We start from the raw sequence: 22,886 nt of genomic DNA on the forward strand, positions 1-22,886 counted from the left end.
CCCGTCTCCGGACGGCACGCGAAAGGCCGGTCCCGGTGCTCTGGGTCACGGGAACCGGCCTTGCGCGGCGCCTTGGTCAGAAGCCCACCGACTGGAGGGCGCCCAGGCCCACGTCCGCGTACGAGTGCTTGCCGGAGACGAAGATGTTGACGCCGTAGTAGTTGAACAGCCAGCAGCCGAAGGCGATCAGGGCCAGCCAGGCGGCCTTGCGGCCCTTCCAGCCGGCGGTGGCGCGGGCGTGCAGGTAGCAGGCGTAGGCGACCCAGGTGATGAAGGACCACGTCTCCTTGGGGTCCCAGCCCCAGTAGCGGCCCCAGGCGTCGCCCGCCCAGATCGCGCCCGCGATGATCGTGAACGTCCACAGCGGGAAGACGGCGGCGTTGACGCGGTAGGCGAACTTGTCGAGGGAGGCGGCAGAGGGCAGCCGGTCCAGGACCGAGTTGGCGAAGCGGCCGGGGGTGCCGCCGGAGGCGAGCTTGTTCTCGAACGAGTCCTTGAAGAGGTACAGGATCGTGGAGACCGCGCCCACGTAGAAGACCGCGCCGCAGAAGATCGCGGTGGAGACGTGGATGTACAGCCAGTACGAGTGCAGGGCCGGGACGAGCTGGTCGCTGGCGGTGTAGAGGACCGTGACGGCGAGGCCGAGGTCGAGCAGGACCGTGGTGATCAGGGGCAGGCCCAGCCAGCGGACGTTCTTCTTCAGGGCGAGCAGCACCAGGTACACGCCGACGGCCGTCGTGGTGAACGTGATGTTGAACTCGTACATGTTGCCCCACGGCGCCCGCTCCACGGACAGGGCGCGGGTGAGGACGCCGCCCGCCTCGATGGCGAAGGCGAGGAGGGTGAGCGAGATGGCGATCCGGCCGTACAGGTCGCCCTGCTCGGTGCCGCCGTGCGCGCCGGGACCGTCGGGCACGTCGCGGGAGCCGGAGGCGGCGCGGACGACGACCTCGGGGCGCTCCAGTACGGCGGTGCCGCCGGCCTTGTTCACGGTGACGGCCGGACCGGACTTCCCCTTGGCCGCCTTGGTCCCGTCGGTGGCGGTGAGCGCGGCGGCGGTACGGCCGACCTTGCTGCGGCTGCCGAAGAGCCACTCGGCGATGTACGCGAAGAAGGCCAGGGTGTAGACGGCCATCGACGAGTAGATCAGCGTGTTGCTGACGTTCGCGAGATTCTCGTTGGTCGCGGCGGCCAACTCGGTTGCGGCGGCGAGAGTCACTTCTCAGCCCCTTCGGCAGGTACGGCGTGGGTGTCGGGAGAACCCGGGGAATCGGGGGTGTCGTCGTCGTTCTTCGGCACGTCGTTCTTCGGCGCGTCCGGTGCCTGGTCGTAGAGGACCCCGGCCAGGTCGCCCAGTTCCTCGGGGACCTTCGCGGACTCGCTGCGGCCGAGGCCCGCCATCTCGACGACCGTGACGCCGTCGGCGCCGCGCACGGCCCGCACCCAGACGCGGCGGCGCTGGATGAACAGGGAGCCGGCCAGGCCGAGGATGGCGACGACGGCGCCGCCGAGGGCCCAGCCGCTGCCGGGCTGCTGGGTGACCTGGAAGCCGGCCCACTCGTGGATGCCGTCGAAGGTGACCGAGCCGGCGCCGTTCGGGAGGGTCATGGTCTCGCCGACCTTCAGCCGCTTCTTGAACAGCTTGCCGTCGGAGTCCTTGAACTCCTTCAGGTTGGTCCTGTCGAGCTGGTAGATGCTCTGCGGGAAGCCCGCGTCGACACCGAGGTCGCCGTGGTAGGCGGAGAGCGCGAGCCTCGGGTTGATCAGTGCCGGGAAGGTGGAGCGCATCCCGCTGTCCTCGCCGCCGTACGTCGGCAGGAAGAACGCGTTGAAGCCGAGCTGCTCCTTGACGCCCTTCGCGTTGCGGTAGCCGTCCATGACCTTGATGGCGCCGGAGGACGTGACGTTGGAGTCCAGCGGCAGCAGGGCCACGGCCTGCTTGTCGGTGACGACGTTGCCCTTGGCGTCCCTGACGGTGACGACGGGGGCGTAGCCGTGGCTGACGAGGTAGACCTTGGAGCCCTCGATCTCCAGCGGCTTGTTGACCTTGATGGTCCTGGTCTTCTCGGCGCCGTCGGCACCCTCGCTGTACGTGACGTGGGCCTCGTAGATCCGCGGGGTGCCGCGGTTGGGGCCGGTCGGCTCGTAGGTGCCGCGGAAGTCCTTCAGGGTGAAGCTGAACGGGTCGAGCTGGTCCTGGCCGAAGAGGTTCCCGGACTTGAAGTCGTCGTACTGGGTGAGGGTGTTGGCGAAGCCGTCGCCCTCCAGGATCAGCTTGTTGCCCTCGTACTTGAACAGCTGGCCCCACGCGAAGGCGATCAGCATCACGATCAGCGCGATGTGGAAGGCGAGGTTGCCGACCTCCCGCAGGTAGCCCTTCTCGGCCGCGACGGCGTCGCCGACGGCGTGGGCGCGGAAGCGGCGCTTCTTCAGCAGCGTCAGCGCGGCCTCGCGGACCTCCTCGGGCTCGGCCCCGGTGCGCCAGCTGGTGTAGGCGGGCAGCCGGTCCAGGCGGCGCGGGGCGCCCGGCGGACGGCCGCGGAGCTGGCCGACGAATTGCCAGGTGCGCGGGACGATGCAGCCGATGAGGGAGACGAACAGCAGGATGTAGATCGCGGAGAACCACACCGAGCTGTAGACGTGGAAGAGGCCGAGCTTGTCGTAGACCGGCGCCAGGATGTCGTGGTTCTGGCGGAACTCCTCGACCTTCATCGCGTCGACGCCGTCCTGCGGGATCAGCGACCCGGGGATCGCGCCCAGCGACAGCAGCAGGAGGAGCAGCAGCGCGACGCGCATGGAGGTGAGCTGGCGCCAGAACCAGCGGGCCCAGCCGATCACGCCGAGCGAGGGGAGGTTCGGGGCCTCCTCCTTCGGCGCGGTGGAGAGCTGGGAGCCGGCGGCGCCGAGCTCTCCTTCGTCGGTGGCTGTCGGGGTCTCGCCCGTTGTCGTCTTGCTCATCGGTCAGATCCCCACAGTGAAGCCGTTGGACCATGTCTGCATGTCCTGCACGATGGCGTCCCACGCGCCGGTGACCAGCAGCAGGCCGGTCGCGATCATCATGACGCCACCCACGCGCATCACCCAGACATAGTGCCGCTTGATCCAGCCGAAGGCGCCGAGCGCCTTGCGGAAGGCGACCGCGGCGAGGACGAAGGGGACACCGAGGCCGAGGCAGTAGGCGACGGTCAGTATCGCGCCGCGGCCGGCGGTGCCCTGTTGCGAGGAGAGCACCAGCACCGAGGACAAGGTCGGGCCGATGCACGGGGTCCAGCCGATGCCGAACAGAGCACCGAGGACGGGGGCGCCGACCAGACCGCTGACGGGCCTTCGGTGGAAGCGGAACTCCCGCTGGGTGAGCCAGGGCATCAGGCCCATGAAGAAGACGCCCATGAGGATCATGAAGGCGCCGAGCACCTTGGTCAGGACGCCCCGGTTCTCCTGGAGCGTGTAGCCGAAGTAGCCGAACAGCGCTCCGCCCGAGACGAACACCGCGGTGAAGCCGACGACGAAGAGGGACGCACCCGCCACCATCCGACCGCGCCGCGCCTCACCGAGGTCGGTGCCGGTGACCCCGGTCACGTAGGAGAGATAGCCGGGTACGAGGGGCAGAACGCAGGGAGAGAAGAAGGAGACGAGGCCGCCGAGCAGGGCGATGGGGAGGGCCACCAGCAGAGCGCCGTTGAGCACCGTGCTGTTGCTGCCCGCCGCCTCGGCGAGGGTGATCGCTGTCGACACGTCACTTCTCCGGCTGGAGGAACGGGTCGAGCATCTTGCGCAGCTTCTCCTCGCTGAGCGCCTGGAGCGTGCGCGCGGCGACCTTGCCCTCGCGGTCTATGACGAGCGTCGAGGGGATGGCCTGCGGGTTGAGGGTGCCCTTCTCGAAGCGGAGCATCAGCTTGCCGGTCGGGTCGTACAGGCTCGGGTAGGTGATCCCGTAGTCCTTCTCGAAGGCGCGGGCCGGGCCGGTGGAGGTGTCGCGGGTGTTGATGCCGACGAACTGGACGCCCTGGTCCTTGGTGTCCTTGTAGACCGCCTCCAGGTTCTTGGCCTCGGCGCGGCAGGGCCCGCACCAGGAGCCCCAGACATTGAGGACGACGATCTTGCCCTTGAAGTCGGCGACGTCGACCTGTCCGCCGTCGACGGTCTTGCCGGACAGCTCGGGGGCGTCGGCGCGCTCACCCTGCTTGGCGGTGGCGATGCCGTCCGAGCCGGTGATGAAGCCCGTCTGGCCGCCGCCGCCCGAGGTGCCGCCGGAGCTGCACGCGGACACGAGCAGCGCCGCGGCGGCGGTGCCGACGGCGAGGACGGCACGCCCTCTCAGGCGGACGGAGGTGCGGTTCGAGCGCAGGGGGGCGCGGCTGGCGGCACTCATGTGAAAAGTTTCGCATGTCCGTTCCGAGGATCTTGCGCACCCCCCTCACCGCCCGAAACCCGCATTTCAGGCGGCGTTCGAGGGTGCTCCCGCGGTGGCCGGCGCGTCCTTGAGGAAGGCGTTCCAGCCGCCGGCCGGCCGCTGTCCCACCTCGACGGTGCGCAGCTTGGCCAGCACCTCCGGCTTCTGCACGTCCATCCAGTCGGTGAACTGGCGGAAGGAGACGAGCCGGATGTCCTCGCCCTTCTCCTTCTCCCGTGCGACGTGCCCCAGGACGTTCTCGACGGCGTCCATGTAGATGCCGCCGTTCCACTCCTCGAAGTGGTTGCCTATGAAGAAGGGTGCCCGGTTCGTCTCGTACGCCCGCTTGAAGCCGGATATGTACGCGTTCGTGGCCTGTTCGCGCCAGCCCGGGTAGTTGTGGGCGGGGGCCTTGGTCGAGTTGACCGACTGGTTGGCGAGGATGTTGTAGTCCATCGAGAGGACCTCGAAGGAGTGCCCGGGGAACGGTATCTGCTGCAGCGGGAAGTCCCAGACGCCGTCCTTCTTGGCCGGCCACACCTGGCGGCCGCCGGGCGAGGAGGCGTCGTAGCGCCAGCCCAGCTCGCGGGCGGTGGGCAGCAGGTTGTCCTGGCCGAGCAGACAGGGCGTGCGGCCGCCGACGAGTTCCTTGTCGTAGTCGAAGGGCAGGGACGGCAGGTCGGTCCAGCCGCTGTTGGTCCGCCACTCCTTGACGAAGGACTTGGCCTGGTCGATCTCGCTGCGCCACTGCGCGGACGTCCAGTTGCCGACCGAGCCGCCGCCCCCGCAGAAGTGGCCGTTGAAGTGGGTGCCTATCTCGTGGCCGTCCAGCCAGGCCCGGCGGACGTTCTCCAGCGTGTCCTTGATGTGGGCGTCGGTGAGGTAGCCGATGTCGGAGGCGCCGCGCGGGTTGTTCGGCGGGTCGTAGAGGCGCTTCTTCGACTCGGGCAGCAGGTACAGGCCCGAGAGGAAGAACGTCATGTGCGCGTCGTGCTCGCGCGCGAGGTCGAGGAAGCGCGGGAAGAGGCCGTTGCCGACCTCGCCGGCGCCGTCCCAGGAGAAGACGACGAACTGCGGGGGCGTCTGGCCGGGCTCCAACGGCACCGGCGCGTCCGGCTGGTGCGGCTGCTTGCCGGTGTACGACGTGGAGCCGTCGCCGATCGGCTTCGCCGGGGCCTCGCCGCTGCCGGAGGGTGAGGGCTTCCCGGAGTCACCGGCCTGGTGCGAGCCGGCCGCCGACTGGTGGGAACCGGAGCCGCAGCCCGCGAGGCCGACGGCCGCCGCGGCGCCGGCGCCGAGTCCGAGCATCCCCCTGCGGGTGAGAGTGCGGTTGGAAGTGCGCATCGCAACCTCGTTCGTCGCGTCCTTGGGTGGTCACCCTGTGAGAGGACGCGACGAACGGGCGGGTTCGCGAAAACCTGTGCGGATTCGGTAACGGGCGTCACACCCCGCACCGGGGCATACCGACAGGTCAGGCGCCGTACGCCTTGCCCTGCCCCTTGACGGGCTTGGCGCCCGCGAGGAGGTGGGCGGGGACGAGGTCGCGGGCAGGCTCGGTGTAGCCGACGGAGACGATGCGGTCGCCGCGGTACGTGAACGTCGTCAGGGACGCCAGCGTGCACTGCCGCTTGCGCGGGTCGTGCCACAGCCGCCGCCGCTCGACGTACGAGCGCAGGATCCAGATCGGCAGCTGGTGGCTGACGATCACGGCCTCGTGGCCGCGGGCCCGGTCGCGGGCCGCGTCCAGCGCGCCCTTCATCCGGACGACCTGGTCGACGTACGGCTCGCCCCAGGACGGCCGGAACGGGTTGACCACGTGCTTCCAGTTGCCGGGCCGGCGCAGCGCGCCGTCCCCGATGCCGAAGGTCTTGCCCTGGAAGACGTTGCCGGCCTCGATGAGCCGCGCGTCGGTGTCGAGGTCGACGCCGTGCGACTTGGCGATCGGGGTCGCCGTCTCCTGCGCCCGCTCCAGCGGGGAGGCCACGACGTAGGTCACGTCGCGGGGGGCGAGGTGCTCGGCGACCCGGTCGGCCATCCGCCGGCCCAGCTCGGAGAGGTGGTAGCCGGGCAGCCGTCCGTAGAGGACGCCGGTGGGGTTCTCGACCTCGCCGTGCCGCATCACGTGGACGACGGTGAGGTCGTCGTCGCGCGTCTCGCTCGTCTCGCTCGCCCCGCTCATGCCGTCGCCTCCGCGGCCGCGCGGGCCGCCGCCGGGAGGGCGTCGGCGATGCGCTGGACGGCCCGCTCGTCGTGGGCGGTGGAGACGAACCAGGACTCGAAGGAGGACGGCGGCAGGTAGACGCCGTTCGCGAGGAGCGAGTGGAAGAACGCGGTGAACCGGAAGGACTCCTGCGCCTTGGCGTCCTCGTAGTTGATGACCGGCCGGTCGGTGAAGAACACGGAGAACATGTTGGAGGCGTTCTGCAGCGTGTGCGTGACGCCCTCCTTGCTCAGCGCCTCGGTGACGAGCCCCTGGATCTGCTGCGACACGGCGTCGACCGTCTCGTACGCCGCGTCGTCGAGGAGCCGCAGCTGGGCGAGGCCGGCGGCGGTGGCGACGGGGTTTCCGGAGAGGGTGCCGGCCTGGTAGACGGGGCCGGCCGGGGCGAGGTGCGCCATGACGTCGGCGCGCCCGCCGAAGGCCGCGGCGGGGAACCCGCCGCCCATGACCTTGCCGAAGGTCATGAGGTCGGGGACGACGCCCTCCACGCCGTACCACCCGGCACGGCTGGTCCGGAACCCGGTCATGACCTCGTCGGAGACGAACAGCGCGCCGTTGGCGGCGCACGCGTCCTTCAGCCCCTGGTTGAACCCGGGCAGCGGCGGCACGACGCCCATGTTGCCGGGGGACGCCTCGGTGATCACGCAGGCGATCTCGCCGGGGTGCGCGGCGAAGGCGGCGTGCACGGCCTCCAGGTCGTTGTACGGCAGCACGATCGTGTCGCTCGCCTGGGCGCCGGTGACGCCGGGGGTGTCGGGGAGCGCGAAGGTGGCGACGCCGGAGCCGGCGGCGGCCAGCAGCGAGTCGACGTGGCCGTGGTAGCACCCGGCGAACTTGATCACCTTGGTGCGCCGCGTGAACCCGCGGGCGAGCCGGATGGCCGACATGGTCGCCTCGGTCCCGCTGGAGACCAGCCGCACCTCCTCCAGCGGCGCGACCCGCTCGACCATCGCCTCGGCGAGGGCGACCTCACCCTCGGCGGGCGTACCGAAGGAGGTGCCGCGCGCGACCGCCTCCTGCACGGCGGCGATCACCTCGGGGTGGGCGTGCCCGAGGATCATCGGGCCCCAGGAGCAGACGAGGTCGACGTACTCGCGCCCGTCCGCGTCGGTCAGGTACGGCCCGGTGCCGGACACCATGAACCGCGGCGTGCCGCCGACCGCACGGAAGGCGCGCACCGGGGAGTTCACGCCGCCGGGTGTGACGGCCGCCGCGCGGTCGAACAGAGCCTGCGAGGCCGGTGCTTCGTATGGATATGCCAGTTCGCTCATGACCTGCGACTTCTCCGACCTTCTCGACCTTCTCTGACGAATCGGACTCTGCGTGGCCCCCGCCCGGGCCATGCGCGGACCCTGATCGGCCCCGGCCCGGCCTCTGGTTGCCCAGGGTGACCTTGACAAGGGTAGACAACCGCCCCGATCGCCGTGCCGTCTGCCAGACTGGAGCCCGTCCACGCAGCTCAATGAGGCGGCGCGGGCGTGGCTGCCGACCGTCCCGCGGACTCGTGACGGACAGATGTTTCACCGCACGTTTCGGCGAGCGGCCGTGGGGGAGGTCACTGACACGATGATCGGGTTGCGCGGCGGGGGCCACGCGTCCTAGAAAAGCAGTCGGGTGGAGATATGCATCGCGGTGGCGGACTGGGCGAGGGGACCGACGACCTGGGTCCTCGACGTGCCCGGCGGGGAAGGCACCGACGCGAGGCGGAGGAAGCGTCCGAAGCACGTCAGACACACGGCACACCGAGCGAGCCCGACCGGGACGCACGGCACGCCGACCGGCCGGGGGCGGAGAGCAGGAATGGTGGTCGGGTGGGGGTGACCTACAAATACTTCGGCGCGCCCGACGGCGCGACCGCGGCCCGCGTCCCGATCTCGATGCGCCCCGAGGAGCTCGGCGGCGACGAGCTCGGGATGAACGGCATGTTCACCAAGATCAAGCCGGAGACCATGGCCGCCATGGTCCTCACCGGCATCGAGGGCGTGCCCCTGCACAAGGTCCCCCCGCTGGAACTGGTCGTCCTCCACCCCGACTACGCGGTGGTGAAACTCCCGATGACCGTCGTCGACCCCCTGCGCGGCATCGGCGAGGAAGCGGTCGGCGCGGCGGCCTTCATCTGGTCGACGGTCCCGGACCGGGGCGGGCCGCGGGACGCGTTCAACGTGTACCAGTTGCTGCACGAGTGGCAGGACTTCAGCCATCGGCTGCATGAGGCGGGGCATCAGCCGTACTGCCTTGTATGGCCCTGAGGGCACATCGATCTCGCGAGGAGAGATGTGCCCGCGGTGGCGCCGGCCGGTCGGTCCTCACCCGCGCGGGTGATCCACGTCCTGCCAAGGAACTCGGACACGGCGTTCGGCGACTGCTCACTGCCGGCCCTCTCACGCCTCGTGGTCACTCGGACACGGGCCGGACGACCACCGCCGGGACCTCCACTCGTCCGCTGTGCTCGAAGTGGAGCGTGAAGGGCACCAGGTCGCCGATCTCCCAGCCCGCCGCGGCCGGGACGGTCACGTCGTTGCTGAGCGGCGTCATGTCGAGGGTGCCGCCCGCGGGAACCGGCAGGGAGTCGGCCGGCTGTCGGTAGGCCGCTCCGCCGGCGGTCATCCGGTGGCTGCTGAGGGAGATGCCCTCGGAGACGTCGGGCGAGGTCACCTCCAGCAGGCGGTCCCGAGCGCCACCGGTGTTGCTGATCCGGAAGAACGCCGCTGTCTCCGGCACTCCCCGGGAGGGGAGGAAGAGCCGCGCGTCAGCGACAGCGATGCGGGCGGGCGTGCCGGCGTTGCCCGTAGCGGTCCAGACCGCCAGACCGCCCAGGGCCAGCACGCAGGCGCAGACCGGCGCCAGGGCGGCCAGGGCGGTGTCCGCGAGCCGACGCCGGGTGGGCGCCCAGGTGGGAAGTGTCATCGAGGGGTCTCCGTCCTGGCCGGCGACGCGGACGGTCTGCGGCCGCGGGCCGGTGACGGCTGCCAGGCGCGCAGCCGCAGGCTGTTGCCCACCACGAGGAGTGAGCTGGCGGACATGGCGACGGCCGCCAGCATCGGGTTGAGCAGTCCGACCATGGCGAGGGGTACGGTCACGACGTTGTAGCCGAAGGCCCACAGCAGGTTGACGCGGATCGTCGCCAGCGTGCTGCGGGAGAGGCGGACGGCGTCCGCGAGGGCGTCGATGTCTCCGCGCACGAGGGTGACGTCGGCGGCTCCGATCGCCACGTCGGTACCGGTGCCCATGGCGATGCCCAGGTCGGCTCCGGCCAGGGCCGCGGCGTCGTTGACGCCGTCGCCGACGACGGCGACCCGGCAGCCCTCTTCCTGCAGTTCCCGGACGAGTCGGGCCTTGTCCTCGGGGGTGCAGCGGGCGTGGACATCGTCGATGCGCAGGGCCGTGGAGACGGCTCGGGCGGGCGCCTCGCGGTCTCCGGTGGCCAGCACCGGACGTACGCCCAGGCGGCGGAGCCGGTCCACGGCCCGGTAGCTGCCCGGTCGCAGTACGTCTCCGATCTCGATGAGCGCCTCGGTCACTCCGTCGACGCGGACCATGACGGGTGTGCGGGCGGCCGTCTCGGCGGCGGACAGCGCCTCGGCCAGGGGTGCGGGCAGTTCGTCGTCCGGTGCCAGGACTTCCACGAGCCGTCCCTCGACCTCGCCGCGCACACCGCGTCCCGGCAGAGCGGCGAAGCCGGTCACGTCCGGCAGCGTCCCGGCCGGTGCGGCGCGCCGGGCACAGGCCGTGACGGCCTGTCCCAGTGGGTGTTCGGAGCCCCGCTCCACCGCGCCCGCGAGCCTGATCACCTGGTCCTCGCCGATGCCCCGGGGCGCGGCTGTGACCCGGGCGACGCTCATGTGCCCGGACGTGAGGGTTCCGGTCTTGTCGAGCACCACGGCGTCGATGTGCTGGAGTCCTTCCAGGGCCTGCGGGCCGCTGACCAGGACGCCCAGTTGAGCGCCACGGCCGGTGGCTGCCATCAGGGCGGTCGGGGTGGCAAGGCCGAGGGCGCAGGGACAGGCGACGACCAGGACGGCCACGGAGGCGGTGATCGCGGCCTGCGGGTCGGCCCCCGCGCCGAGCCAGAATCCCAGGACCGTCGCGGCCAGGGTCAGCACGACCGGTACGAAGACGCCGGCGACCTTGTCGGCGAGGCGCTGTGCCCGCGCCTTGCCGGCTTGGGCCTCGGTCACCAGGTGGGTGATGCGGGCCAGTTGTGTGTCGGCCCCGACCGCGGTGGCCCGCACTGCCAGCAGGCCGCCGACGTTCACGGAACCGCCGATCACGGCGGCGCCGGGCCCGACCTCGGCCGGCTCGCTCTCTCCGGTGACCAGGGAGAGGTCGACGGCCGAACTGCCTTCGGCGACCGTGCCGTCGGTGGCCACGCGTTCCCCGGGCCGGACGACGAAGATCTGGCCCACCCGGAGATCCCCGATGGCGACGAGACGCTCACCCGTGTCGTCGCGTACGGCGACCTCCTTGGCGGCCAGTTCCGCCAGTGAACGCAAGGCGGCTCCGGTGCCGCGTCGGGCCCGTGCCTCCAGATACCGGCCCGCCAGGACGAACAGGGGGACGCCGACGGCGGCTTCCAGGTAGATGTGGGCGACGCCGTCCGAGGCGGTCGGCACCAGGCTGAAGGGCATCCGCATGCCCGGATCGCCCGCTCCGCCGAAGAACAGGGCGTAGCAGGACCAGGCGAACGAGGCCAGGGTGCCCAGCGAGACCAGGGTGTCCATGGTCGACGCCGAATGCCGCAGGGCCCGCGCCGCCCGCTGGTGGAAGGGCCGGGCGCCCCAGACCACGACGGGCGCGGCGAGCACGAAGCACAGCCACTGCCAGTTGCGGAACTGCCAGGCGGGCACCATCGACAGCACCAGCACGGGGACGGCCAGCAGGACGGTGACCGTCAGCCGTTCGCGTTCCTGCCCGGCCTCCGTCTCCGCGGCGTCATCATCCTCGCGGCGTCGTTCTTCGGGCGGCTCGGGCAGCGCGGCGGTGTATCCGGCCTGCTCGACGGCGGTGACGAGCTGCTCGGGACGTACCTCGGGCGGATGGTGCACGCGGGCCCGCCCGGTGGCCAGGTTCACGCTCGCGGTGACGCCGTCCAGCCTGGCCAGCTTCTTCTCCACCCGCTTCACGCAGGCCGCGCAGGTCATGCCGCCGACCGAGAGGTCGGTCACCTCCTGCACGGATGCCGGTTCGCCGGCCATCAGTGTCCGCTCCCGTGGTTCATGCCGCCCATGTCGTCGTCCTCCGCGTCCATGCCGCCGCCCTCGTGACCGTCCTGGGTAATGCCGGGGCCGTGCATCCCGGGGGCGACGGGGCCGAGACCCCGGCCGACGGCGTAGGAGGCGGCGAACAGCAGGGCCAGCAGCACGAGGAACCCGCACAGGGCGGGAGGGGGCAGTAGCCGGCGCAGGAGGCCGGCCGGTGCGCCGGAGGCGGATTGCCGTGTCTGCGCCATCTGTCGACTCTCCCGATCGCGTCGCACGTCCTGCGGCTGCCGCTGGAGCGAGCCGCGCCATGGCGTTCCGTGCCGTGCCGTGCCGGTACACCAGTCGGGGTCGTTGGTGTGCCAGTTCCCCAGGGTGAGTGTGATGCCCGTCACTGGCCGGTCTTGAGGGCTGACGGCACGCGATGTCCGCTGCCACAGGGCAGCGGACATCGGTCCGGGGGGGGCGCCTGGTGGTCTCGTCAGGCCGCGGCGAGTTCCACCGAGTGGCGGGTGGCGGACTCCTCCGCCGCCCACTCGGCCAGGGCGGCCCGGGCCCGGGACACCCGGGAACGCACCGTGCCGACCGGGCACCGGCTCACTTCGGCGGCCTCGGCGTACGGCAGGCCGAGGAGTTGGGTCAGCACGAACGCCTCACGGCGGTCACCGGGGAGGGCATCGACCAGCTCCATGAGGGCGATGCCCTCGTCGAAGCCGGGCAGTCCGGCCGGCTGAGCGCGTTCGGCCGCGGCTTGCCAGTCGTCGGTCCCCGCGGTGCGGGGACGGCATGCGGCGCGGCGCAGGCTGTCGATGACGGTCCGGCGGGCGATCGACAGCAGCCAGACGCGTGCCGAGGAACGTCCCTCGAACCGGGGAAGTGCCGTCAAGGCGCGCAGGAACGTGTCCTGGGTCAGGTCGTCCGCCGCCTGCGCGTCGTCGGCGAGGTACGTGACGAAGCGGCGCACGTCGCGTTGGAGTGCCCGGACGAAGCGGTCGACCGCTTCACTGTCGCCGTCGGCGGCGGCGAGGGCCCATGCGGTGACCGTCTCGTCGGTCACGGTGGGCAGGGCAGGGGTCATGGTCCTGTGGTCCTTCCTGAATCCCGTGCGCACCGGCCGGAATCGACGCGGGGCGTCGTAGGCCGTCGCACGGGTGTTGGGGAGACCCGGCCGCGTGAGAGGGCGGACGGGAGACCGCCCCCGCACGCAAGGCGGTGGCGGTGATCCGGCTGTCAGACGACAGCGGTCTCCCCGGGAGGTCCCCGGGTGGCGAGGATGTGGACGAGCAGGAGTTGCCGCAGTCGCCCCCTCGACCGGGGAGCCGGCCGGAAGGAGGGCAGAGCGGGAGGCGGGCAGAGTACGGCCAGCACCAGCCGCAACGGCACGAACGCGCGGTCGGCGCAGGCGCGGACCAACGTGAAGGCCGCGCTCTCGCCCTGGGCCAGCCAGAGTCCACACAGGACCGCGGCCAGCACGTGGGCGGCCAGCATCCCCCACGAGGACGAGCCGGCCATGTGCGTCATGCCGTGCATGCCATGCATGCCGTCCATGCCACCCATGCCGGTCATCGCCGGCATGGCGTGGCTCGCCGGGGCCACGTCGTGGGCGCCGTGAGCGGTCACGTGATCCGCGTGGGGCAGCCCCGCCGCCACGGCGATGTCGTAAGCCCGGGCGGCCTGCGCGGGCGTCGGAGCCGCACCGCACAGGAAGTGGTCGGCCCACTGCCGAAGGGACTGCGTCGTCCCGGGCGCCGCGACCGGCCGGTCGCCGGACTGGGCGAGCGTGAAGGCGACGTGCAGGCCGGTCTGCGCGGCGACGGTCAGACCGGCCACCGTACGGCGGCGCCGCTCACGGGCCGCGAAGGCCCAACCGACGGCGCCGACCACCAAGGTGCCGGAGACGAGCACCCACCAGGGCAGCCCCTCCTCCGACATCAACACGTGTCCGAGGGCGGCGAGCACCACGCAGACGGCCGCGAACACCGCGGCCCGCAGCACTCGCAGAAGCCCACCGACTGACATGGCGCCCCATCCTGGCACTCGGCGGACCAGCGCCGTCACCGGGGATGCCACCTGCCCGGCGCGCGGCAGGCACCGAGTCCCGCCCAGCCCGGACGCACGGCTCTCGCCGGCCTGCTGTGAGCCGTGTGCCGGGCGTCCGGTCAGGCCGGCGTCCCCACCGGGTCGGCGCGTTCCGCCTCGTGCAGCAAATCCAGCAGCGCGGCACGGGCCCGGGCGACACGTGACCGGACCGTGCCGACCGGACAGCCGCTGAGTTCGGCCGCCTCCGCGTAGGGGAGACCGAGGAGCTGGGTGAGAACGAATGCCTCCCGGCGCTCGGCGGGCAGCGCGTCCAGCAGTTCGGACAACGCGACACCGTCGTCGAAGCCGGGCAGTCCGCGCTCCTGGGCTCGCTCGGCGGCGGCCTGCCAGTCGTCGGTGTCGGCCAGACGCGGCCGGGCGGACGCGTACCGGTAACTGTCGATCACCGCCCGGCGTGCGATGGACAGCATCCAGACACGGGCAGAGGACCGGCCCTCGAAGCGGTGCAGGCTGCCCAGTGCCCGCAGGAAGGTGTCCTGAGCCAGGTCGTCGGCGGCCTGCGGGTCGGCACTGAGATACCCGACGAAGCGCCGGACGTCTCGCTGGAGAGCGCGGACGAACCTCTCGACAGCTTCCGGATCACCACCGCGGGCGCTGAGCGCCCAGGTCGTTATCAGCTCGTCGGGAGACCTCCCTTCCTCAGGTGTTCTGGGCGGCTGCTGGGTCCTGGCACATGCGGCAGACAGAACTGGACTGATCACCTGGTGTCCTTGTCGAGGGTCCGGAGGGCCGGCACGCGGACATCCGGAGACCGGACCGGGCAGCCGTGAGGCACACCCCGGGTCCGGCAGGGGCGGGGGACGGCGGAAGTACGCCTGGATCACGGCGTACTCCCGGTGCCCGAAGCCGTCCGGGCTCGACTGGCCCAGGACGGTGTCGGGGAGCCGGCTGTCTCAGCGGACAGCGGTTCCCGTCGGTGGGCCCCTGGAGGTGATCGCGTACACCAGAAGCAGCCGGCGTGGACGGCGGTCCGTGCGGCCACGGCGCGGGAGGAGGCGCGGGCGGTGTGGCGCCGCGGGGAGGGCGAGGAGCAGTCGCAGTGGGGCGGCCAGCCATCCGGTGACGGCCCGCAGGATGCGGAAGGCCGCCCGTTCGCCGTGAGCGAGCCACAGGCCGCTCAGCAGGGCGGCCAGCAGGTGAGCCACGAGCATGCCCGCGCCCATCCCACCGCCCATCATGTGGTCGACCCCAGTCATGGGGTCCACCCCAGTCATGGGGTCCATGCCGTCCGCCGGCTCCATGGCGGGCCCGCCATGGCTCATGGAGTGCATGGCATGACCGGTGTGCCCCGCGGAGGCTGCGGAGAGCGTGGGGAGCACGTCGTCAGCCGTACCGCCCATGGACAGGGAAGGCGCGGACAGCGCCTGGGCGTAGGAGAACCACGCGTGCAGTGCCGACTGGGCCACCACCGCGACGGAGGAGACGAGAAGCAGCCCGCGCTCCCGGCGGGCCAGGCACCATCCCGTCCCGCCGCACGTCACCACCCCGGCTGCGAGAGACCACCAGGGCACGGAGAGGCCGGACATCATGACGTGCCCCAGGGCGGCGAGCAGCACGCAGACGGCCGCGAACACCGCGGCCCGTGTCGTGCGGAGACACCACCCAGCACTCATGGCGGCTCATCCTTGCATTTTCGGCGCACCGTCCTGTGGCAGTACGCAAAGTTGCCCAGTCCACCACTCAACCCGCTCATGGTGATTCACGTCACGTCACACCGCGGGAACCCGGGCGAGGTTGCCTTCGACCACCTCCTCCAAGGAGGTGTGTCTGTGACGACGGGACGGGCGGGGCAAGTCGGTCGAGGCGGGGCAGGCCGGGCGGCCGAGGGAGCGCCCGAAGGGGCGGCGGGGCCGCTGACCACGCTGCTGACGTGCGCCATGGCCTTCTCGATGATGCAGTTGTTCCTGCTCGGGGCCCTCGGCCCGCGACTCGTCGCGGACCTCGGCGTGTCAGCGACGGTGCTCGGGCTGACGACCACCGTCGGGTTCACCACGGCGGCCGTGCTCTCCCCGGTCGGCGGCCGGGTGGTGGACCGGGTGGGGCCCCGTCGCTGCCTCGTGGCCCTCCTTGCCGTGGCCGCCGTCGCGCTGGCACTGATCGGCACGGCTCCGGGCTCCGGCTTCCTGCTGGCCGCCGTCGCGCTCGGTGGTGTGCCGCAGGCGCTGGCCAACCCGGCCACGAACAAGGCGATCCTCGCCGCCGTTCCGCCCGCGCGGCGCGGTTCGGTGACCGGCATGAAGCAGTCGGGGGTACAACTGGGAGCGTTCGCGGCGGGGTTGCCGCTCGCGGCGCTGGCCGGCCTCACCGGGTGGCGGGGCGCCGTGTGGACCGCTGCGGGTGCGGCGGCGGTGGCCGCCGTGTGGGCGGCCCGCGCCCTGCCCGCCGACCCGCCCGCGAAGTCCACCCCGACGGTCCGGGTCCCGCGCGGGATGATCGCCTGGCTGATGGTGTTCTCGCTGCTGCTCGGCTGCGGTATCGCCTCGGTCAACACCTACCTGTCGCTGTACGGCACCGAGCGTCTGGGGCTGGGTCCCACGGCGGCAGGGGCGCTGGTGGCCGTGCTCGGCGTCTCCGGGATCGTGGGGCGGCTGGGCTGGTCGAAGGTGGCCGGGCGGCCCGAACGGGCGGTCTGGCTGCCGGGTTCGCTCGCCCTCTCAGCGGTGGCGGCGGCCCTGCTCCTGGTCGGCTCGGCAACCGCCGGCCCGCTGGTGTGGGCGGCGGCCCCGGCCGTCGGGGTGTTCGCCGTGGCGGCGAACGCGGTGTCGATGGTGCTCGTCATGCAGCGCGCGGCGCCGGGCCGGGCCGGGCAGGACTCCGCGCTGGTCTCCGCCGGTTTCTTCGCCGGATTCGCGATCGGTCCACCGCTGTTCGGGGTGCTGGCCGAGGCGGGCCGGTACGGAGGTGGCTGGCTCCTCGTGGCGGCCGAGTTCGCGGGGGCCGGGTTGGTGGCGCTGCTGTGGGCCGCGCGGGAACGCCGGCCGGTGGTGCGGGGGTGAGGGCGGACGCGGAGGGGGCCGCCCGGTCCCCCGAGGAACGACGGGCCAACCGCACGGCCCCGGACACCGCCCCCGAGGGACAGCGGGCCGACCGCACGGGACCAGGCACCGCGCCCGAGGGACAGCGGGCCGGCCGCACGGGACCCGACACCGCCCCCGAGGGACAGCGGGCCAACCGCACGGACCCGGCCACCGCCCCCGAGGAACAGCGGGCCAACCGCACGGACCCGGACACCGCGCCCGAGTGGGCCGCCTCGGCGCTCGGCTCCGTCCTCGCCAGGGCCGCCGCCACCCGTACCGAAGCCGGCGAACGGTTCCCTCTCCACGCGGACCCCGGCTCCGGCCGGTGGAAGACCACCGCGCGTGGCTCCTGGACCGGCGGCTTCTGGGCCGGACTGCTGTGGCTGCTCGCCCGGCACAGCGGCGCCCCCTCCGACCGGGAGGCCGCGCGGGCGTGCACCGCCGGACTGGCCCGCTGGATCGAGGCGGACACCTCCACCCGCGGACTGATCTTCTGGTACGGCACCCTCTTCGCCGATGACGGGGCACGGATTCGGGACCGGGCCGCTCGGGCCTGCCGGGACGCCTTCGACCCGGAGCTGGGCCTCGTGCCGTGGGGGTCGGCGTTCGGCGGGCCGAGGCTGATGGCCCGCGTGGACGGCGTACCCGGCATGGTGCCGCTGCTGGCCACGGTGGACGCGGAGGCCGCCGCCTCGCATCTGCGCCGCCACCTCGACCTGTGCCAGAACTCCCGGTCGCCGTCCTGGTCCTGGCGGCACACCGAGGCGACCGGCTGGACCTCCTGTGCCGACCCGGCGCCGGGCTGGAGCCGTGGTCCGGCGTGGCTGCTGCTCGCCGTTGCCGAGGGCGCCCCTCTGCTGGGCGACGACGCGCTTGCCGGACTCGCCGACGCGTTGGTGCCGGCCCGTTCCGTGCCGCTCGCCGACACCGCCCGCCCCGCCGGCCCCCTCGACACCTCAGCCGCCGCCATCACCGCGCTCGCGCTGCTGCGGCTGGGCCATCGGGACCGGGCCGCAGGCATCCTGGAAACGCTGGTCGAGCGGCACCTGACCGCCGACGGCCGCCTCCTGGACGGCTGTTACGACCTCGGAGCCGGAACCGCCGTGCGGCACGAGCTGATCTGGGGCGACTTCTTCCTGGCCTACGCCCTCGCGGAACTCACCGGCCGGGTGGACGGGCACGCCGGTTAGACCTGCTCCGCGCGCAGCACACGCCGTGCCACGGAGGTGATGTGCAGTTCGTCGGGTCCGTCGAGAATGCGGGCCGCGCGTCCCGTACGGAACAGGGCGGGCAGCGCGGTGTCCGGTCCGAGACCGGCCGCGCCGTGGACCTGTATCGCCGCGTCGGCCACCAGTTGGAGCGTACGAGCGGCAGCGACCTTGGCCAGCCCCACCTCCACGTGGGCGTCGACGCCCACGTCCAGCCGCGCCACGGCCTCGTGGACCAACGGCCGGGTCGTCCGCAGGGCGAGCAGTGACTCGAAGACGTGGCGCTGGACGAGTTGCAGGTCGCCGAGGGGGCCGCGGGAGCGGGAGCGGGTGACGGCGCGTTCCCGCATGAGGTCGAAGGCGCGGGCGGCCTGACCGAGCCAGCGCAGGCAGCGCAGGGTCCGGCCGAGCTGGAGCCGTTCGGCGGCGACGGCGAGGGCCTTGCCGCGTTCGCCGATCAGGTGGTCGGCGTCCACCGCGACTCCGTCGAGTGCGATCTCCACCTGTCCGGCCGCCCCCAGCACGGGCAGCTCGCGCACCACCCGGAAGCCGGGAGAGCCGGCCGGGACCAGCAGGAGTGACAGGCCCTCCCGTTGCGGGGGCTGCCCGTCCGTGCGGGCGAGGACGGTGACGAGGTCGGCGGCGTCGCCCCCGCTGACGAACCACTTGCTCCCCGTCACCCGCCAGCCGCCCTCGCCCTCGGCCTCAGCCTCGGTCTCGGTCTCAACGGCACGGGTGGCGGTGAGGAACGGATCGGTGCCCGGGACCTCCGGCTCCGTCATCGCGTAACCGGCCCGCAGCTCTCCGGCGACCAGCGGCGCCAGGTACCGCTCGCGGACGCGTGGACCGCCGTGTCGCCACAGCATGAGCGCGTCCAGCAGGGAATCCGACCCGAGGGCCGCCGGCCCGTGGTCACTGGCGCCCTCCGCCTCCGCGACATGGGCATACGACCGCAGTCCAAGCCCTTGACCGCCCAGCTCGACCGGGAGAGGCAGCGCCCACAGGCCGTGGTCCTTGGCCTCCTGACGCAGTCGGTGCAGCGTCCGGGCCGCGTCCGGACCACCACCGTCCAGAACCCGTTCACCGGGCACGACCCGGGTGCGGACGAAGTCCGCGACCCGCTCTCTCAACTCCCGTACGTCCGAAGGGCACTGCGGGTCACCGAGCGTCTCGTCCAGCACGTCTCCCCCACCTTCCAGGGAACTTCGGCTCTCGCCGGTCCGACTGTCTGTTCGTGGAACCGGTCGGGGGTGATCGCCCCCGGGTTCCCGCGCGTCAGGAAAGGAGAGGCATGGCACCACAGGCCACACCGCCCATCGCGCAGCCGTCCCGACCCCTCGACGGACTCCGTCTGGACGCCTCGGGACCGCCGGGCCCGGCGGGCGGACTCGTCGCGGAGCACCTACGGCTGCTCGGCGCGGCGGAGACCGGACGCTCCGGCGAACACATGACACTCGTCGGCGCGGAGTTCGGCGGCGTCACCGCCCACACGACGTGGGGCGGCCGAGCCGTCGACGAGGCGACCGCGCAGGCGGTGACCGGCATCATGGGCGTACACGGCCGCCGGGACGGGACGCCTCGCGGGCTCGCCGCCGACTACGCCGCGACCGCCGCCGGCGTGCTGACCGTGCAGGGCCTGCTGGCCGGGCTCCTCGCCCAGACGTGCGGCTCCCAGGTGACGCGGACCGAGATCAGCGTCGAGCGGGCCGGACTGCTCGCCGTCTCCCAGTACCTGGCCGCGGCCGGAGCGGAGGAGGCCGAGGCGGCGGAGACCGCACCGGGCGGTCCTCCGTTCACCTCCGCCGACGGCATCGTCTTCGAGCTGGAGACCCTGGATCCGGGCGCGTGGGCCGCGTTCTGGCGGACCCTCGACGCGCCTGCGGACGCGGTACGGCGTGGCTGGCGGCCCTTCCAGTTCCGGTACGCCACGGCCTGCGCACCCTTCCCGCAGGAGCTGCACACCGCGGCCGGGAGCCACGGCTGGGAGCGCGTCCGGGAAGCCGCCCGGGCCTCCGGTGCCGAGGTGTGTGCGCTGCACTCCCTCACCGAGCGGGCCGCCGAGTACGACGGCGCCCCGCCCTGGGAACTGACGGCGCACGACGCGTCGTACTCCGACCCCGGCGCACCACCGGACACCGACGCCCCGCTGGCCGGACTGACCGTCCTGGAGGCCGGCCGCCGCATCCAGGCACCGCTCACGGCGCATCTGCTGGGACTGCTCGGCGCCGAAGTGGTGCGCATCGAACCGCCGGGCGGAGATCCACTGCGCGGTATGCCGCCGACCTGCTCGGGCGTCTCGGCTCGCTGGCTGGCGCTCAACCGGGGCAAGAAGGCCGTCGAGGTGGACATCAAGTCCGCCACGGACCGGAAGCGGCTGCGGGCGATGGCGGCGGAGGCCGACGTCTTCCTCCACAACTGGGCGCCGGGCAGGGCCGCCGCCCTCGGCCTGGACCACGCGGACCTGTCCGCCGTCAACCCCGCGCTCGTCTACGCCTACACCAGCGGCTGGGCCGGCCGGCTCCCCGGAGCGCCGATGGGCACCGACTTCATGGTGCAGGCCCGCACCGGGGTGGGTGAGGCGGTACGTGCCGCGGAGGAGCCGCCCGTGCCGTCACTGATGACCCTGCTCGACGTACTCGGAGGGCTCCTCGGGGCCGAAGCCGTCCTCGCGGGGCTGCTGCTGCGCCGGCGCACGGGAGCCGGTGTGCGGGTGGACTCGTCCCTGCTCGGAGCGGCCGACGTCCTCACCGCGTCGGCACGGTGCCGTGCGGCCCAGGGCCTCGACCCACGGCAACCGGCCGGATTCCGCAGGCCCGTGCCCACGGCCGACGGCTGGATCGCCCTGCCCGACCACGCCGCCCTCCCGCACGACGCGCGGCACCTCTCCACGGCCCAGGAGCTGAGACGGCTGCACGAGCGCGGCATGGCCGCCGTCCCGGTCGTCACCGACCTGGCCGACCTGCTCTCCTCCGGATCGATCAGCCGTGACGCCCACGGCTCCCCTGCCGTCCCCGCCCCGTGGAGGTTCGCATGACCGTCGCCCTGCACGACCTGCTGCCCGCCACGCTGCGCCGTACCTGGGCCGTCGAGGGAACCTGCCCCGACCTGGACCTCTACAGCCTGTACCGCGCCCGTCAGATCGCCGACCCCCACCGCACGGCAGTCCTCGACGCCAAAGGCAAGCTCTGTTACACCGCGCTGGACCGCAGAGCCCGATGTCTGGCCGCCGGACTCTCCGGCCTCGGGATACGCGCCGGTGACGTCGTCGGCGTCCAGATACCCAACGGCCGCGACGCCGTCGTCGCGGATCTGGCGCTGGCCGCCCTGGGCGCGGTGGCGCTGCCCTTCCCCGTCGGGCGGGGCGGGCGCGAGGCGGCCTCGCTGCTGCGCAGATCGGAGGCGGTCGCGGTGATCGCGGCAGCCGAACACCGGGGCAGCCGTCACGCGGCCGACCTGCTGGCGCTGACGGAGGAACTGCCCGCCCTGCGTGCGGTGGTGGCCGCGGGACCGGCGGGCACCGCGCCGGAGGGAGCGGTCCCCCTGTCGGCTCTGATGCGCACCGACCCGAAGACGTTCACGCCGGCCCGTCCCGACCCCGACACCGCCGCCCGCATCCTCGTGTCCTCCGGGTCGGAGTCCGAGCCGAAGATGGTGGCCTACTCGCACAACGCGCTGGCCGGCGGCCGGGGCAACTTCCTCGGCTCCCTCATCCCGGACGGACGCCCGCCGCGCTGTCTCTTCCTGGTGCCGCTGGCCTCCGCCTTCGGCAGCAACGGCACCCCGGTCGCCCTCGCCCGGCACGGCGGAACGCTGATCCTGCTCGACCACTTCACCCCGGATGCCGCACTCGAGGCGATCGCCGAGCACGAGCCGACCCATGTCCTGGGCGTGCCGACCATGATCCGCATGATGCTGGACCGGATCGCGGAAGGCGGGCACCGGACGTTCGCTCCGCCGACGGCCGTGGTCGTCGGCGGCTCGCCCCTCGACGAGGCCACCGCGGCCGAGGCACGCCTGGCCTTCGGCTGCCCGGTCGTCAACCTCTACGGCTCCGCCGACGGCGTCAACTGCCACACGGGGCTGGCATCCGGCTCCCCCGACGGCGACGGGCGCCCCGGCATCGCCGCCGGACAACCCGACCCCCGGGTCGCCGACATCCGGATCGCCGTCCCCGGCACCCGTGAGTTGCGGGAGGTCAGCGGGGGTACGGTCGGTGAGATCGTCGCCCGTGGCCCGATGACACCCCTGTGCTACGTCGCCGCCCCCGACCTCGACGCCCGCTACCGCACCGAGGACGGCTGGGTACGCACCGGGGACCTCGGCCTCATCGACGACGACGGCACGCTCCGGGTCGTCGGACGGCTGAAGGACGTGGTGATCCGCGGTGGTGCGAACATCAGCCCCGCCGAGGTCGAGGTCGAACTGGCCACGCACCCGGCGGTCCGGGACGTGGTGTGCGTCGGCGTGCCCGACCCGCTGATGGGTGAGCGTCTCGCGGCCTGCGTCGTGCCCAGGGACGGGGCGGCGGCGCCCACGCTGGAGGAGCTGTGCGCCCACCTGGACACGCGGGCCGTGGAGCGGCGCAAGCACCCCGAGCGCCTGCTGGTACTGAGCGGACTGCCGCTGACGCCCGCCGGCAAGCCGGACCGGGCCGCGATGCGGGAGCGCTGCGCCTCCGCGTCGGAGCGCCGGCACCCGCTGGCCCCGGCAGGCTGACCGCGGGACGACGGAGGGCCGCCGGGGGGAGGC

General features: G+C 72.7%; 20 protein-coding genes. 5 read left to right on the forward strand and 15 right to left on the reverse strand.

The window, feature by feature from the left end:
• Positions 1 to 76: 76 nt before the first annotated feature.
• The 7 genes from ccsB to hemL form a co-directional block, all read right to left on the reverse strand.
• The gene (gene ccsB / locus ACFW01_RS20415; RefSeq protein ID WP_234958105.1) at positions 77 to 1,219 is read right to left on the reverse strand and encodes a c-type cytochrome biogenesis protein CcsB; all 1,143 of its coding nucleotides are present in this window, start codon (positions 1,217 to 1,219) and stop codon (positions 77 to 79) included.
• Positions 1,216 to 2,958 carry a cytochrome c biogenesis protein ResB gene (locus tag ACFW01_RS20420; RefSeq protein WP_384505253.1) on the reverse strand — a complete coding sequence of 581 codons (1,743 nt, stop codon included), beginning with the start codon at positions 2,956 to 2,958 and terminating at the stop codon, positions 1,216 to 1,218. Before ACFW01_RS20420 ends, ccsB begins: the two co-directional genes overlap by 4 nt.
• Before the next feature lie 3 nt (positions 2,959 to 2,961).
• Complete coding sequence (locus ACFW01_RS20425; protein WP_234958107.1) at positions 2,962 to 3,735, reverse strand: cytochrome c biogenesis CcdA family protein; 774 nt, start codon at positions 3,733 to 3,735, stop codon at positions 2,962 to 2,964.
• A 1-nt stretch (position 3,736) separates the two neighbouring features.
• Positions 3,737 to 4,372 carry a TlpA family protein disulfide reductase gene (locus tag ACFW01_RS20430; protein WP_384505257.1) on the reverse strand — a complete coding sequence of 212 codons (636 nt, stop codon included), beginning with the start codon at positions 4,370 to 4,372 and terminating at the stop codon, positions 3,737 to 3,739.
• A 66-nt stretch (positions 4,373 to 4,438) separates the two neighbouring features.
• Positions 4,439 to 5,737: a hypothetical protein gene (locus ACFW01_RS20435; RefSeq protein ID WP_384505260.1), complete on the reverse strand. Its 1,299-nt coding sequence runs from the start codon at positions 5,735 to 5,737 to the stop codon at positions 4,439 to 4,441.
• Between the two features lie 127 nt (positions 5,738 to 5,864).
• Complete coding sequence (locus ACFW01_RS20440; protein ID WP_384505263.1) at positions 5,865 to 6,572, reverse strand: histidine phosphatase family protein; 708 nt, start codon at positions 6,570 to 6,572, stop codon at positions 5,865 to 5,867.
• On the reverse strand, positions 6,569 to 7,885 hold the full coding sequence (gene hemL, locus ACFW01_RS20445) for a glutamate-1-semialdehyde 2,1-aminomutase (RefSeq protein ID WP_234958111.1): 1,317 nt from the start codon (positions 7,883 to 7,885) through the stop codon (positions 6,569 to 6,571). Before hemL ends, ACFW01_RS20440 begins: the two co-directional genes overlap by 4 nt.
• A gap of 351 nt (positions 7,886 to 8,236) precedes the next feature.
• On the opposite strand from hemL, the gene ACFW01_RS20450 reads away from it, so the two are divergent.
• A complete protein-coding gene (locus tag ACFW01_RS20450; RefSeq protein WP_234958112.1) occupies positions 8,237 to 8,863 on the forward strand; it encodes a hypothetical protein in 627 nt (208 codons plus the stop codon).
• A gap of 145 nt (positions 8,864 to 9,008) precedes the next feature.
• Here the strand turns inward: ACFW01_RS20450 and ACFW01_RS20455 are convergent, their stop codons facing one another.
• From ACFW01_RS20455 to ACFW01_RS20485, 7 genes are all read right to left on the reverse strand, one after another.
• Entirely contained in the window at positions 9,009 to 9,521 is a 513-nt protein-coding gene (locus ACFW01_RS20455) for a copper chaperone PCu(A)C (RefSeq protein WP_234958113.1), read from the reverse strand.
• A complete protein-coding gene (locus ACFW01_RS20460; RefSeq protein ID WP_384505267.1) occupies positions 9,518 to 11,809 on the reverse strand; it encodes a heavy metal translocating P-type ATPase in 2,292 nt (763 codons plus the stop codon). The genes ACFW01_RS20455 and ACFW01_RS20460 overlap by 4 nt, the downstream gene beginning before the upstream one ends.
• Positions 11,809 to 12,063: a hypothetical protein gene (locus tag ACFW01_RS20465; protein WP_384505270.1), complete on the reverse strand. Its 255-nt coding sequence runs from the start codon at positions 12,061 to 12,063 to the stop codon at positions 11,809 to 11,811. The genes ACFW01_RS20460 and ACFW01_RS20465 overlap by 1 nt, the downstream gene beginning before the upstream one ends.
• A 230-nt stretch (positions 12,064 to 12,293) precedes the next feature.
• The gene (locus ACFW01_RS20470; protein WP_234958116.1) at positions 12,294 to 12,890 is read right to left on the reverse strand and encodes a sigma-70 family RNA polymerase sigma factor; all 597 of its coding nucleotides are present in this window, start codon (positions 12,888 to 12,890) and stop codon (positions 12,294 to 12,296) included.
• A gap of 152 nt (positions 12,891 to 13,042) precedes the next feature.
• Positions 13,043 to 13,831 (reverse strand): hypothetical protein, encoded by a 789-nt coding sequence (locus tag ACFW01_RS20475; RefSeq protein WP_384505273.1) that lies wholly within the window; start codon positions 13,829 to 13,831, stop codon positions 13,043 to 13,045.
• Between the two features lie 140 nt (positions 13,832 to 13,971).
• Positions 13,972 to 14,613, reverse strand: a complete 642-nt coding sequence (locus tag ACFW01_RS20480; protein WP_234958118.1) for a sigma-70 family RNA polymerase sigma factor — start codon at positions 14,611 to 14,613, stop codon at positions 13,972 to 13,974.
• A 192-nt stretch (positions 14,614 to 14,805) separates the two neighbouring features.
• Complete coding sequence (locus ACFW01_RS20485; protein WP_234958119.1) at positions 14,806 to 15,525, reverse strand: hypothetical protein; 720 nt, start codon at positions 15,523 to 15,525, stop codon at positions 14,806 to 14,808.
• A gap of 264 nt (positions 15,526 to 15,789) precedes the next feature.
• On the opposite strand from ACFW01_RS20485, the gene ACFW01_RS20490 reads away from it, so the two are divergent.
• Together ACFW01_RS20490 and ACFW01_RS20495 are read left to right on the forward strand one after the other, a co-directional pair.
• On the forward strand, positions 15,790 to 16,908 hold the full coding sequence (locus ACFW01_RS20490) for an MFS transporter (protein WP_384505389.1): 1,119 nt from the start codon (positions 15,790 to 15,792) through the stop codon (positions 16,906 to 16,908).
• Positions 16,905 to 18,119 (forward strand): sugar ABC transporter permease, encoded by a 1,215-nt coding sequence (locus tag ACFW01_RS20495; protein ID WP_384505277.1) that lies wholly within the window; start codon positions 16,905 to 16,907, stop codon positions 18,117 to 18,119. The genes ACFW01_RS20490 and ACFW01_RS20495 overlap by 4 nt, the downstream gene beginning before the upstream one ends.
• Here the strand turns inward: ACFW01_RS20495 and ACFW01_RS20500 are convergent.
• On the reverse strand, positions 18,116 to 19,318 hold the full coding sequence (locus ACFW01_RS20500; RefSeq protein WP_384505280.1) for an acyl-CoA dehydrogenase family protein: 1,203 nt from the start codon (positions 19,316 to 19,318) through the stop codon (positions 18,116 to 18,118). The two genes, ACFW01_RS20495 and ACFW01_RS20500, sit on opposite strands and share 4 nt — an antisense overlap.
• 110 nt (positions 19,319 to 19,428) lie before the next feature.
• On the opposite strand from ACFW01_RS20500, the gene ACFW01_RS20505 reads away from it, so the two are divergent.
• Together ACFW01_RS20505 and ACFW01_RS20510 are read left to right on the forward strand one after the other, a co-directional pair.
• Entirely contained in the window at positions 19,429 to 21,171 is a 1,743-nt protein-coding gene (locus tag ACFW01_RS20505; RefSeq protein WP_384505283.1) for a CoA transferase, read from the forward strand.
• A complete protein-coding gene (locus ACFW01_RS20510) occupies positions 21,168 to 22,853 on the forward strand; it encodes a class I adenylate-forming enzyme family protein (protein ID WP_384505286.1) in 1,686 nt (561 codons plus the stop codon). Before ACFW01_RS20505 ends, ACFW01_RS20510 begins: the two co-directional genes overlap by 4 nt.
• Positions 22,854 to 22,886 lie beyond the last annotated feature (33 nt).

The organism is Streptomyces sp. NPDC058985, assembly GCF_042740985.1.
Taxonomy (GTDB): domain Bacteria; phylum Actinomycetota; class Actinomycetes; order Streptomycetales; family Streptomycetaceae; genus Streptomyces.

Coding starts and splice junctions, on each gene's coding strand:
- hemL (WP_234958111.1), bottom strand. CDS start 7,885: ATGAGCGAACTGGCATATCCATACGAAGCACCGGCCTCGCAGGCTCTG.
- ACFW01_RS20470 (WP_234958116.1), bottom strand. CDS start 12,890: ATGACCCCTGCCCTGCCCACCGTGACCGACGAGACGGTCACCGCATGG.
- ACFW01_RS20460 (WP_384505267.1), bottom strand. CDS start 11,809: ATGGCCGGCGAACCGGCATCCGTGCAGGAGGTGACCGACCTCTCGGTC.
- ACFW01_RS20485 (WP_234958119.1), bottom strand. CDS start 15,525: ATGAGTGCTGGGTGGTGTCTCCGCACGACACGGGCCGCGGTGTTCGCG.
- ACFW01_RS20490 (WP_384505389.1), top strand. CDS start 15,790: ATGGCCTTCTCGATGATGCAGTTGTTCCTGCTCGGGGCCCTCGGCCCG.
- ACFW01_RS20435 (WP_384505260.1), bottom strand. CDS start 5,737: ATGCGCACTTCCAACCGCACTCTCACCCGCAGGGGGATGCTCGGACTC.
- ACFW01_RS20430 (WP_384505257.1), bottom strand. CDS start 4,372: ATGAGTGCCGCCAGCCGCGCCCCCCTGCGCTCGAACCGCACCTCCGTC.
- ACFW01_RS20455 (WP_234958113.1), bottom strand. CDS start 9,521: ATGACACTTCCCACCTGGGCGCCCACCCGGCGTCGGCTCGCGGACACC.
- ACFW01_RS20475 (WP_384505273.1), bottom strand. CDS start 13,831: ATGTCAGTCGGTGGGCTTCTGCGAGTGCTGCGGGCCGCGGTGTTCGCG.
- ACFW01_RS20450 (WP_234958112.1), top strand. CDS start 8,237: ATGCATCGCGGTGGCGGACTGGGCGAGGGGACCGACGACCTGGGTCCT.
- ACFW01_RS20505 (WP_384505283.1), top strand. CDS start 19,429: ATGGCACCACAGGCCACACCGCCCATCGCGCAGCCGTCCCGACCCCTC.
- ACFW01_RS20510 (WP_384505286.1), top strand. CDS start 21,168: ATGACCGTCGCCCTGCACGACCTGCTGCCCGCCACGCTGCGCCGTACC.
- ACFW01_RS20465 (WP_384505270.1), bottom strand. CDS start 12,063: ATGGCGCAGACACGGCAATCCGCCTCCGGCGCACCGGCCGGCCTCCTG.
- ACFW01_RS20440 (WP_384505263.1), bottom strand. CDS start 6,572: ATGAGCGGGGCGAGCGAGACGAGCGAGACGCGCGACGACGACCTCACC.
- ACFW01_RS20420 (WP_384505253.1), bottom strand. CDS start 2,958: ATGAGCAAGACGACAACGGGCGAGACCCCGACAGCCACCGACGAAGGA.